Genomic DNA, 11,865 nt, shown 5'->3' on the forward strand with positions numbered 1-11,865 from the left:
GTGCAGACACGTTGGGGTCCATTTACCAATATGAAGGCCATGGAGAGTGCACCGGATTTCGTGGTCGATACCGCCAAGGGGGTATATGTGTTTGATGAGCACGGCCGGCGCTATCTCGATGCGCACGCGGGATTGTGGCTGGTCAACGCGGGGTACGGACGCAAGGAAATCGTCCAGGCAATGGCCGAGCAAGCTGAGCGGTTGGCATGGTTTCCCTCGTTTGGCGGGATGGCGAATCGTCCTTCGTTAGATTTAGCAGAGCGATTGGTAGAGATTTTACAACCTGAAGGTATGGCGTCCGTGTTCTTTAGCAATGACGGGTCAGAAGCGGTGGAAACGGCGCTGAAGCTGTCGCGATTATATTGGAAGAGCAAGGGACAGCCGCGCAAGACCAAGTTGATTGGGCGGCATCACGCCTATCATGGCGTGACATATGGGGCGTTGTCCGTGGCAGGTATCACCGCCAATCGCACGTTGTTCGAGCCTTTTGTCGGCGACGTCTACCACGCGCCCGCACCTTACGTGTCCCATTGCGCTTTTCATGGTCCAACAACAGGATGCACCTACGCGTGTGTGGCCGAACTCGAACGGATGATTCAATTTCAGGATCCTGACACCGTTGCGGCGTTCATTGCGGAGCCGGTGCAGGCGGCGGGTGGGGTCATTATCCCACCGCCGGACTACTTGGCCCGGGTCAGGGACTTGTGTACGCGCTATCATGTCTTATTCATCGCCGATGAAGTGGTAACGGCGTTTGGGCGCTTGGGTACGTGGACGGGAAGTCGCTACTACGGGATACAGCCCGACATGATGACATTTGCCAAGGGCCTGACCTCAGGATATATGCCGCTTGGTGCCACCGCGGTCAGTGGCGACGTTTTTGACACCATTACATCACAAGCCGCTGACGGTCCGGAATTTCGACACGGCAATACCTACAGTGGCCATCCGGTGGCGTGCGCGGCGGCCATCGCCAATTTGGAAATCATCGAAAAAGAAGATCTCGCCACTAATGCCCAGCATGTCGGAGAATGGATGGGCCAGGAGCTTAAGGTCTTGAGTGAGGCGTATCCCGATGCCGCGCAGTATCCGGGATGCATTGGTTTGTTAGGGCGCATTGAGATTGTGCCGGGGAAGGCCGACAAGCCAGGACAGCGGGCTTTACGCGTAGCCCAAAAAATGAAAGAGCGCGGGGTGATTGTCCGAACGGCCCAAGATATTTTAACGTTGTCTCCCCCGCTTATTATGACCAAGGAGCAAGGCCAAGACATTATTGACGCCTTGCGTCAGGCTTTAGTAGAAGAAATGGCACAATTATGAAGCAGGAGGAGGGCGCATTGATGCAGTGGCATTCGTGGGTTGACGGAGCATGGACGTCTGGGGAGCAAAGCGTAGGCACCGTGATCAATCCGGCCACAAAGGAAACGGTGGCAGAAGTCGCGACGGCAGGGATTGCAGAAGTCAATCAGGCCGTGGCCTCTGCCAAGAAGGCGTGGCAATCGGGTCCATGGCCGCGCATGGCGTTCGCAGAGCGAGCCGCTGCCCTTTTTAAATTGGCGGATGTCCTCCAGAGCCAGGCCGAGGACTTGATTCGCTGGGAAGTGTTGCAATCGGGAAAACCCATAAAGCTCGTGACCTATTCCGATTTTCCCTTTGCGTTAGACAATCTGCGGTATTTTGCAGGCGCTGGGCGCGTGCTAGAAGGTCAAGCGACTCAAGAATATAACGGCGTTCATACTTCATGGATTCGCCGCGAGCCGGTGGGAGTCGTGGCGGCTATTGCCCCATGGAATTATCCGTTGATGATGGCGATTTGGAAAATTGCTCCTGCCTTGGCAGCAGGCAATACGGTGGTGTTAAAGCCGGCAAGCATTACGCCTTTAACCGCGTTATTATTAGGGCCCGCGGCCAAAGAAGCGGGGATTCCTAGGGGAGTGCTTAATATTATCGCGGGGCCTGGGGCATTGGTGGGGGATGCGCTCGTTCGCCATCCTGATGTGGCGATGATTTCCCTCACGGGAGATACCCACACAGGCAGGAAGATTATGGCGCAGGCCGCTTCGCGAGTCAAGCGCCTGCACTTGGAATTGGGCGGCAAGGCTCCGGCGGTGGTATTTGACGATGCCCCTCTTGATGCGGCAATCCACGGGATTGCCGTTGCAGCCTTAGTCAATTCCGGGCAGGACTGTACCGCAGCAACCCGGGCCTATGTTCACCGCAAGCATTACGAACAGTTTTTAGAAGGGCTGCAAGAGGTGTTTGATCAAGCCCGCTTAGGTGATCCCATGCAAAAAGACACCGATTTAGGCCCCTTAGTCTCGCAGGCGCAATGGCAAAAAGTCACGGGCTACATTGAACAGGCTGGAAAACAAGGGGCGCGGATTATCACCGCAGGCAGGCACTTACCAGGCATCGGAACGGGCTTTTATGCGGACCCTACGATTTTAGCGGACGTCGAACAGCATTGGGCCTGTGTCCAAGAGGAAATCTTTGGGCCGGTCATCGCGGTCATGCCATTTGACACGGACGAGGACGTGCTCGCCAAGGCGAATGACGTGGACTACGGCTTGGCCGCCTCGGTGTGGACCCAGGACTTGAACCGCGCGCTCACCATGAGCAAGCATCTAGCCTTTGGCGAGGTGTGGCTCAATGACCATTTGCCGTTGACCTCGGAAATGCCGCATGGGGGCATCAAGCAAAGTGGCTTTGGTCACGATCTCTCGCGCTATGCACTCGAGGAGTACACGGTTGTGAAGCACGTCATGGCAGAGATCCACACCGATGCCATCAAACCTTGGCATTTTACGGTCTTAGGCGACGTACCTGAAGAATAACGGATAGAATGAAAGGCCGATCAGGATGGAAGCGGAGTAGGAATATCCTGCTCCGTTTGGTTTTTAGGGCTAGAGCCCAGTAATTTGCAAAAACACCCCATAAGGCCTTTTATGGCTCAACATTTCGCGCTATTCTGTATTAAATCAGGATTCGTGGCGACAGTATATCGGTGACGCCCTATTAGCGATTTTGGCAGCGTCTTTCGGGAATGGATTCGGGTAAAGAGGTGGCACAGTGGCTACGGTCAAAGATGTCCTAGGCTTGCCCATTTTATCCCAAGCGCAGGTTGTGGCCGGGAATTCGGGGTTGGAGCGGCCGGTACGGCTGGTCCATGTGGTGGATATTCCCGATATCACGCAATGGATCTTGCCACAAATGCTTTTGATGACCACGGGGTATAGTCGCTTTCAGTGGACCAGTATCATTGGGGAGCTAGATGCGCAAAAATTGAGTGGCATTATGGTAGCACTGGGGCCTTACATCCAAGAAATTCCGGATGAGGCGCTGGCGGATGCGGATCGCCTAGGCTTACCGATTATTGTTTTGCCGTGGGCGCTGCCCTTTGTGCGGGTGAGCGAAGCAGTGCACCAATTGGTGATTCAAGAGCAGTTTGCGGTGATGGCCAATATTGACCGCTTGCAAACGCAGATGGTGCGCGTGGCGGTACAAAGTCGGTCGTTGACGCAGTTATGCCAAGACTTGTCGTCGTTATGTGGCCATGCCGTGGACGTTACCGATAGTGAGGGCAATTCCCTGCTCAATCGGGCGATTCCTATGGCGGCCTTTACCCAGTTTCCTATTCAAACCTTTCATGCCCATACGCATTTTCTGCGTGTAGCCCTACCCCAGCCGCTTGAAGATTGGCAAACCCATGTCTTTGAGCATATGGCCTTAGTAACCGGTCTTTGGGTTTTACGCGAACAGGTGGCAGCACGCACGGAAGCGCGTCTACAAAGTTCTGTCTTAGATATGGCGCTGAGTGGCAACGTCACGCACGATCCGGGCTTGGTGGAGCGCGCCAAACTGATTGGATTTCATATGCATCGGCGTCACCATCTATTGGTGGTGGCGGTGGTTCGTACGGGCCCTTGCAAGACCAAACAAGGCTTTGAGCCTGTAACCCATTTGGAAGATCAGCTGCGCCATGTGTTAAGCGAATGGAAGGTCCTGACGACGCTGTCGCAAGAGTATATTGTCGCGGTTTTGCCAGAACAGCCCGCCATCAATTTGGTCTCTTTAAATCATAAAATCCATCGGTTGTTGCGTGAGAACGGGTGTCTAACTGCGGTGTTTTCTGATGCGGTGGAGACGACCAAACTCGCCGAAACATACCGCGCTATCATTCGCGTGATGCCGCGTACGGCGAGAACCGAGGTGATGGACCTAAGTAGCCTCTTATTTCCGCGATTGATTGCAGAATTGCCACCGGAGGTGATGGGGACATTGGTGAAATTGACGTGGGACCGGATTACCGATCCTGTCTTGCGTCTCACCTTACAAGTGCTCGTAGAGCATCATGGATCGCGGTCTGAGGCGGCTATGGCGCTGAGAATTCATCGCAATACCTTGCGGTACCGTGTTCAGCAGTTAGAGCAGATTTTAGAACGCCCTTTAGATCCCGGCTACCTGTGGGAGTTGGGCTTTATGTTTCGTTGGATTCAGAGTCAGGCGCAATCCCAAGGCTAAGGCTTGGGGCTTTGTTTTCCATAAGAGAATTTCCTCCGTCGACAATCAGAATCTGTCCAGTCACGTAGCTGGCTTCAGGGGCCGCTAGCCACCTAATGGCACTGGCGACTTCTTCTGGAGTTCCGGCTCGGCCCACCGGACTATAACGGGCAGCATGGTGTTCCTCGGGTGTTGAAGAGGCAGTCGCAATCCATCCTGGGGCCACCGCATTGACGGTAATGCCCCATGTTGCAGTCTCCAGAGCCAAGGTGCGCGTCAGTCCCACCATGGCGGCTTTGCCCGCCGCATAGGCAGCTTCAAAGGGATTGGTCACGACTGGGCCCGTGACCGATGCCACGTTGACGATGCGGCCGTAGCGCTGAGCTTTCATAACAGGAAGGACGGCTTTACAACATAAGAAGGCCGTCGTCGCATTGCGTGCTAGCCCTTGTTCCCACTCTTCAAGGCTTAGCGTCTCGACCGGTTGGTCACCCATTGCGGTACCAACTTGTGTCATGCCCGCATTGTTAATCAAAATCTCGAGATGGCCAAATGTGGCAAGGGTCTCGTGCACAACGTGCGTAACGGCTGACCAGTCGGTGAGGTCAGCTTCGACCGAAAAAGCGTTGAAGCCGGCTTGACGCAGTTCGTGCGCACGGTCATGAATGCGGGCTGTCGTGGATGTGATAGCGATGGCTATACCCGCTTGGGCCAAAAGCTTAGCGGTGGCAAAGCCAATGCCTTGGGCACTGCCTGCGCCCGTTATCAGCGCGACGGACCTGGGGTACGGCATATGAGTAGTCTCCTTGTCAATAGGCTATGCTCTTCTCTTCACGTTACGAAATACCCCAGAGAACTTCAAGTATTTCTTGAATCTTGTGGGTATCAATCCGGTGCTAGACTCTAAAAAACACGGTGACCTTGTCGCTGAGCCGTTTTTGAGCCCTGTAAAAAATCTGTCGGGATTGATCTCATAAGAGGGATCGTGGATTATAATCAAGAAGCAAACACAATACTGTTTGTGACATGGTACTAGGGGTGCCTAGAGGCTGAGAAGCAACGTGACCGTTGCTAACCCTTTCAACTCGATCTGGATAATGCCAGCGGGAGGAAAGTGCCAGTGACTGCGATTCACCTCATTTCTTAAGGTGTATCCTTTTCTGGAGCCCTCACTCCTTGTCCTTCACTAGGGAGGATGGGATTCATGCAAAATCATTCATCGATGCAGTGGAAACTGCGTGATATTGTTGTCACAGCCGTCTTAGCTACGGCTTGCGGTGCCATCTATCTGGGCTGGGACCTCCTCTATAAATTTGTGCCGAGTACGGTAAGCCCCGTACTAACAGCGGGTTTTAATGGCTTATGGTGGATTGCTGCAGGAATTGTTCCCTATATTGTGCGCAAGCCGGGCGCTGCTGTGTTAGCGGAATCGATTGGCGGATTTGTCGAATTTGCTTTAGGTAGCCCCTATGGGATTCAGGCGTTTACAATTGGCATTGCCCAAGGTCTAGGCGTCGAAGCGGGCTTTGCGTTAGGTCGCTATCGCCGATACAATTTGCCCATGATGCTGTTTGCCACGGCTATGGGTGGCGTCGGCAATTACATCTATTCGTACTTCTATTATGGTGTCAATGATTATACGATTTTAACCCAAGTCGGCTATGTGGTGGTCACGTTAATTAGTGGGGCTATCTTTTCCGGCTTACTGTCCACATGGATCGGCAATGCTCTCAAACGCACCGGCGTCTTGCGCAACTTTGCCATCGGCCGGCAGGCTCAAAATTCGTTATGATGACCTCTTTGTCGCGTCCGGAGCGCCAGCTCGAAACGCCTTTGTTTGCGGCAAGGGATTTGAGCGTTCGCTACGAAGGGCGCTTGGCGTTAGACCACGTTGATTTCACGCTCTACAAAGGCCAATCCGTGTTAGTGATCGGTCCCAGCGGCAGCGGTAAATCGACGCTGGCCATGGTAGTTGCGGGCCTTATCCCCGATAGCGTTGAAGCCCTGGTCACAGGACGGGTGGAACGCGCCCCAGAACTTGAGGCTTCGGGACGCATCGGCTATATTTTTCAAGATCCGGAATCGCAATTTTGCCAATTAACAGCCGGCCAAGAAATTGCGTTTGGATTGGAGAACCAAAGTGTGCCACGAGAAGAGATGGATGGGTGCATTCGTGACGCATTATCACGGGCCCATTTGGCCGTGGCACCGGACGCATACAATTTGACCTTGTCAGGCGGGATGAAACAAAAATTAGCGATTGCGTCGGCGTTGGCGCAGAATCCCGACGTCTTGATCTTCGATGAGCCGACCGCGAATCTCGATCCGCAAGGCACGGCCGAGGTGTTTCATGAAATTCGGCGGCTGCACGGTAGTGGCCGCACCCTCATGGTCATTGAGCATAAGTTTTTAGCATTTATGGATCTCCTGCCTCAAGTCATTCTCATTGGTCGCGAGGGTACCATTCGAGCTCAAGGCCCGACCCGTGAGGTGATCGCAAGAGAATGGCCATGGATGGTGCAAGAAGGTATGGTGCCGCCATGGTGGACCGATGCCCACGGGGCCTGGGGACAGCCTCACACGCTGCAGGCATTGGCGCAAGCCCGGCGCTCCTCAAAAGAACCTGACGGCAGGGACCAAGAGACGTTATTTGCAGCCCGTCAGTTGCGTTATGCCTACGGCAAACGCAAAGCATCGCGAGAGGTGCTTCATGGATTAGATTTTGAGATTCATGCTGGCGAAAAAGTCGTCATTGTGGGGCCAAACGGGTCGGGAAAATCCACGTTGCTCGCCTTGCTGGCCGGATTGACGAAACCCAGTGGAGGAGAACTCGACAGGCCGCAACCCACGGAGATGATGCCGGTACCGGTGGTGTTGGGGTTTCAAAATCCGGAGCATCAGTTTGTCTATGAACGGGTCGTGGACGAACTCGCAGATGGCTATGTCGAGGATGAGACGCCTCCCCAGGTCGGGGCGCTACTACAGCAATTTGGTCTTGATGGCTATGAGCGACATAGTCCATTCGCATTAAGTCAAGGCCAAAAAAGGCGGCTTGCGGTGGCCGTTATGCTGAAAGATGATCACCTAGCCTATGTCTTAGATGAGCCGACGTTTGGCCAAGACGCGCGGACACAAGAAGCGATTGTGAACCAATTGGAAACGCTGCACCAGCAAGGTCGTACCGTCATCATCACAACCCACGATATGGAGCTGGTGGCGCGTTACGCCAGCCGTGTTTTTGTCTTGATGGAAGGGAAGATCGTGTTTGATGGCGCTCCGGCCGATTTATTTGCAAATCCCGCGCTGATGCGCCAAGCGCATCTCGTGCCTGAATTAGTGGGTGAAGAACCCGTGCCGAGCGAAACGGCCGTGGATCCACAAACCCGGGGCTGGAGCCGGTTTGCGCAAGTGCAGGAATCACAAAAACAATCATGGCTGGGGCGGCTCAATCCCTCCGTAAAACTGATTGCGACTATACTAGCGATGGGAATTGCAATGTTTGCGGCAAATATCCCTGAAGCGGTCGCGCTGGCGATTTTTCCCGTGCTCTTGATGTGGTGGGGAGCGCAGTTGACGCTTGGCCAAATTGCCAAACGCATGGCTCCATTTGTAATTTTCTTCGTGTTATATACGTGGACGCTGACCGCGTATTCCCGTGTCGGACCGCATACGCCCGTGTTCTATTTTCTATGGTATCGCTTGAGTTGGACCGGGCTCGATAACGGGCTGATTTTAGCGTTTCGGATGCTCGCTTCCGTCGCATTTGGCGTATTATTTGTCTCCACAACCGATTTAACGGATCTCATTGTGAGTTTGTCGCAAAACTTGCGGGTACCGCCGCGTTTTAGCTACGGAAGTCTGGCGGGCATTCGCGTGTTTCCTCTTTTCGAGGATGAATGGCGCAAGATTCGCCAAGCTCGCCAACTGCGAGGAAAAGCCGGACGTTACCGCCTGACCCGGATTGTGACCTATGCCCTACCTTTATTAAGTCAAGCCATCCGCATGGGAGAACGCGTGTCCGTCGCAATGGAAGCGCGCGGATTTCGTGGGGTAGTGGCAGACAACCCTCAGGCCCGAACGTATTACCGCCGGATCCCCTTGGGATGGCAAGATGGTTTGTACGTGGTGCTGGTATGTGCGGTGAACCTAGCTATTGTGATAGGGGGGCATTAAGGCAGGTGCCGCAGTGTGTGGTCATCTTCTTGTTGGCAAGATCTCGGCTCTATGGACACGTGGTGTGCCACGTGTCCTTTTATTTTAGAGCTCTGCGCGGAACGTCTTGCCTAGCTGGGGTCCCAAGCCAAAATAGTGACGGAAGTTATAAATGAGAGGACTCCAAAGTGCCGGATCGATATGCGAGTCGTCAACCACAATGGTTTCGTGGGCGTGGACCAGGACGGTTTCGACCTGGATAATGGCAAAACGAGTATGCGCGCCTGCCATGTGCAGCGTGACGAGCTTAGCCTCGATTTGGAGTGGGCATTCGCTAATGCGGTGGGGGCGAACCTCGTGTGAAGGCTGAGGCGTTAGGCCACAGACCCTAAACTTGTCGGGTTCGAACCGGAACACGCCCCGCTTATGTTCCGGGACCGGCTGGGCTCCGGTGAAGGGAGCAAGGGCCTCCACCTGCTCCCACAGGTCGGGACTGGGGACGTTCACGACACATTCGCCATGTCGCCGGAGATTGGTTAACCCGTGCCCGCCTTCCCCCAATCCCAAGACAATGCGAGAACCTAATGCCCAGGCTGAGGACATCGGAGTAATGTTAGTACTGCCGTCTAGGTTTAAGGTGCTGAGCAGGACGACCGGTGTCCCGAAATATAAGATCCTTGGATGGACAATCCGCGTGGGGAACTTGGGTTCTAGATGTTGCGTCATGGCAAGACCTCCCTAAGGCTTAGTGGATTCCGCCGCTATTGTAAGACGCAATCTATTCGACTAGTATCGAACTATACATGTTATGGGCCAATGAATGGAGGTATGGAATGACGGTACCGAATTTGGTGGAGGTTGCGTCCTTAATAGGGGATGAATCACGGGCCGCGATGTTGCTGTGTTTGCTGGGCGGCAAGGCGCTACCAGCTAGTGAACTCGCCCGCGCGGCCCATGTGACGCCCCAAACCGCCAGCTCACATCTCGCCAAGATGGTGGCAGGGGGCCTATTGGTCCACGAATCCTACGGCCGGCATCGCTATTATCGTTTAGCGAGCATTGAGGTGGGGTTGGCATTGGAGGCACTCAATGCCGTTGCGTCCCCTAAGCCGATTCGCTCCCTTCGTGAATCGGAGGAATCACGTGCTTTGCGCTTTGCCAGGACCTGCTATGACCATCTCGCTGGGGAGGTTGGGGTGGCGTTAACCGATAAGATGGGGGAACTGGGTCTGGTGCGCTCCCAAGGGCGAGACTTTGTCGTGACGTTGAATGGAACACAGTGGTTTCGCGAATTCGGGATAGACGTGGAAGATCTTGGACGCAGCCGGCGCCATTTTGCACGGCAATGCTTGGACTGGAGCGAACGCCGGCATCATATGGCCGGGGCGCTGGGGGCGGCACTCACTAATCGCCTTATCGAACTCAAGTGGGTCGAGCGAGTTCCCGTGGGGCGCGCTGTGCGCATAACGCCTTCAGGATTGATGGGCTTCAAAGGGGAACTGGGCATACGGTTCTCAATCAGCGGCAGATAACGCGTGCTCGGGAGCCCCTTGGTGATTCAGGTAATGTTCAGCTCACATTCAGGACCGTTTCAGCTTGTCTTGTTAAAATCCCCCGGGAAGAACAAGGGGGAAAGCGCATGAGTGTTTCACGTGTGTTGCATAAATCGTCGTTTAGGACAGGGGCCATGCTTGCCGTTCTCTTTATCGTGGCGGTAACTGTAAGGTGGACCGTCTTGTCCACAGCAGGTCAAATCTTCGGGAATTATGGCTTGCAATCGGCAAAGATGTTTGGGATCGATGCGTCTCGAACCCCAAAACCGAACGTCTTGCAACAATCACTCGCGGTGCACTGGCGATATGACGGAGGCGCCGTTATGAATCCCGTGGCCGTGCGAGGCGTGGTATATGGAGGAACGGTTTCCTCGCCCTTTGAAGTGGTGGCGCTCAATATTAAAAATGGTCATCCGCTGTGGGCTACCCCCGTCAATAATCAGGTCATGACCATGCCGCTTGTCATAGGCAATCGGGTGTTTGTGGGAAAGGGCAATAGTCTATTTCCGGAAGTGCCGCAAATAGGTCAGGCGAATATCCGGGGCACTGGCAGCAGCAGTGTCATGGCCTTATCCGCCAAAACGGGACAAGTGCTGTGGCAAGTTCCTACACAGGGAGAAGATATGCCGACTCCCGTCTATTGGCAAGGGGATTTATATGTTGTCGGCGGATCAGACCAACTCATGGAGATTAGTCCTGTCACCGGCCAAATTCTTCGTACGTTGCCGATTCCGAGTTATGTTAGTATGTCGTCCCCGGTCGTTTCGCAAGGCGTGCTCTATTTTGGCGGTGCCTATCCCTACACGTTTTATGCGGTGAATTTAAGGACATGGCGCGTCCAATGGCAGACACCCGTGTCTGGTGCCACAGGAGCGTTAGATGATTGTCCTCCTTTGCTGGTGGGGCACAACATTTATACCGAAGCCGTGAAAACGGTGGATGGGCGCAATACCTTCTACGCGATCGATATCGATAAAGCGACGGGACATATTCGATGGCAACACGCGTTAGGAACCGGGCCCTTGCCGTATTCGGCAAGTGGAAGAGCAAGCAATGAATCGGGCATTCCCACCTTTCATGCTGGTGTGCTTTATCTTGGCAGTCCGATTACAAAAACACTTTATGCACTTAATGCTCGGACCGGGGCGGTGCTTTGGAGCAATGGGTTGAATCACAAGGGGATTACGCAGGCGCCTTTGTATGTACAAGGACAACTCTTGGTGGGCGATAGCCAAGGCACATTATGGGACGTGAATGCGAAGACCGGGGACGTCTTGCATCAAACAGCCGTGGGCGGAGCGTTTATGCCCAGTGTGCCACTTTTAGTCGGTCAAACCGTCATCGTGGGGACTCGGGCACCTTCTCTAACGGCGTTACCCTTAAAGGCCATTGCGCCCATCTTGGGTGGACATTAGAGGACTTCACTCAAAGCCCGTGCGGTCGTTAATACCTGCTAGACAATCTTATAATCGATAGGGATCACTGCCCTAAATCCTTCAACCTATAGCCAGCGGGTCTCGGTGCAGATCATACAGGCGTGACTTTTTCGTCGCGTCCATTGCGGAACACGTCGCCGTTTTGGTCGCTCGCCGGTGCACATGCTGTGAGGCAGGGATATCACGGGCAGGCGTCATCTCACACGAAGAACACCCCCCAATGA

Annotated in this window: 9 protein-coding genes and 1 riboswitch; of the genes, 7 read left to right on the forward strand and 2 right to left on the reverse strand. The window is 54.2% G+C overall.

The window, feature by feature from the left end; genetic code table 11:
• From CO251_RS09350 to CO251_RS09360, 3 genes are all read left to right on the forward strand, one after another.
• Complete coding sequence (locus tag CO251_RS09350; protein ID WP_103375548.1) at positions 1–1,320, forward strand: aspartate aminotransferase family protein; 1,320 nt, start codon at positions 1–3, stop codon at positions 1,318–1,320.
• Positions 1,321–1,340: 20 nt separating this feature from the next.
• The gene (locus tag CO251_RS09355; RefSeq protein ID WP_103375549.1) at positions 1,341–2,834 is read left to right on the forward strand and encodes an aminobutyraldehyde dehydrogenase; all 1,494 of its coding nucleotides are present in this window, start codon (positions 1,341–1,343) and stop codon (positions 2,832–2,834) included.
• Positions 2,835–3,069: 235 nt separating this feature from the next.
• Entirely contained in the window at positions 3,070–4,521 is a 1,452-nt protein-coding gene (locus CO251_RS09360) for a PucR family transcriptional regulator (RefSeq protein WP_103375550.1), read from the forward strand.
• Here the strand turns inward: CO251_RS09360 and CO251_RS09365 are convergent.
• Positions 4,478–5,293 carry an SDR family NAD(P)-dependent oxidoreductase gene (locus tag CO251_RS09365; RefSeq protein WP_103375551.1) on the reverse strand — a complete coding sequence of 272 codons (816 nt, stop codon included), beginning with the start codon at positions 5,291–5,293 and terminating at the stop codon, positions 4,478–4,480. The genes CO251_RS09360 and CO251_RS09365 overlap by 44 nt on opposite strands.
• Positions 5,294–5,524: 231 nt before the next feature.
• Positions 5,525–5,630, forward strand: a riboswitch (TPP riboswitch).
• A gap of 74 nt (positions 5,631–5,704) precedes the next feature.
• Here CO251_RS09365 and CO251_RS09370 point away from each other — a divergent pair.
• The gene (locus CO251_RS09370) at positions 5,705–6,292 is read left to right on the forward strand and encodes an ECF transporter S component (RefSeq protein ID WP_242968507.1); all 588 of its coding nucleotides are present in this window, start codon (positions 5,705–5,707) and stop codon (positions 6,290–6,292) included.
• Positions 6,289–8,673, forward strand: coding sequence for an ATP-binding cassette domain-containing protein (locus CO251_RS09375; protein WP_242968508.1), 2,385 nt, complete (start codon positions 6,289–6,291; stop codon positions 8,671–8,673). The genes CO251_RS09370 and CO251_RS09375 overlap by 4 nt, the downstream gene beginning before the upstream one ends.
• A gap of 84 nt (positions 8,674–8,757) precedes the next feature.
• Here the strand turns inward: CO251_RS09375 and CO251_RS09380 are convergent, their stop codons facing one another.
• Positions 8,758–9,378 (reverse strand): flavin reductase family protein, encoded by a 621-nt coding sequence (locus CO251_RS09380; protein WP_103375552.1) that lies wholly within the window; start codon positions 9,376–9,378, stop codon positions 8,758–8,760.
• Positions 9,379–9,485: 107 nt separating this feature from the next.
• On the opposite strand from CO251_RS09380, the gene CO251_RS09385 reads away from it, so the two are divergent.
• Together CO251_RS09385 and CO251_RS09390 are read left to right on the forward strand one after the other, a co-directional pair.
• Positions 9,486–10,184 (forward strand): helix-turn-helix transcriptional regulator, encoded by a 699-nt coding sequence (locus CO251_RS09385; RefSeq protein WP_103375553.1) that lies wholly within the window; start codon positions 9,486–9,488, stop codon positions 10,182–10,184.
• A gap of 107 nt (positions 10,185–10,291) precedes the next feature.
• Positions 10,292–11,620 (forward strand): PQQ-binding-like beta-propeller repeat protein, encoded by a 1,329-nt coding sequence (locus tag CO251_RS09390; RefSeq protein WP_103375554.1) that lies wholly within the window; start codon positions 10,292–10,294, stop codon positions 11,618–11,620.
• Positions 11,621–11,865 lie beyond the last annotated feature (245 nt).

Source organism: Sulfobacillus sp. hq2, assembly GCF_002903155.1.
GTDB classification, from domain to species: domain Bacteria; phylum Bacillota; class Sulfobacillia; order Sulfobacillales; family Sulfobacillaceae; genus Sulfobacillus; species Sulfobacillus thermotolerans.

Coding starts and splice junctions, on each gene's coding strand:
- CO251_RS09375 (WP_242968508.1), top strand. CDS start 6,289: ATGATGACCTCTTTGTCGCGTCCGGAGCGCCAGCTCGAAACGCCTTTG.
- CO251_RS09385 (WP_103375553.1), top strand. CDS start 9,486: ATGACGGTACCGAATTTGGTGGAGGTTGCGTCCTTAATAGGGGATGAA.
- CO251_RS09390 (WP_103375554.1), top strand. CDS start 10,292: ATGAGTGTTTCACGTGTGTTGCATAAATCGTCGTTTAGGACAGGGGCC.
- CO251_RS09380 (WP_103375552.1), bottom strand. CDS start 9,378: ATGACGCAACATCTAGAACCCAAGTTCCCCACGCGGATTGTCCATCCA.
- CO251_RS09355 (WP_103375549.1), top strand. CDS start 1,341: ATGCAGTGGCATTCGTGGGTTGACGGAGCATGGACGTCTGGGGAGCAA.
- CO251_RS09365 (WP_103375551.1), bottom strand. CDS start 5,293: ATGCCGTACCCCAGGTCCGTCGCGCTGATAACGGGCGCAGGCAGTGCC.
- CO251_RS09370 (WP_242968507.1), top strand. CDS start 5,705: ATGCAAAATCATTCATCGATGCAGTGGAAACTGCGTGATATTGTTGTC.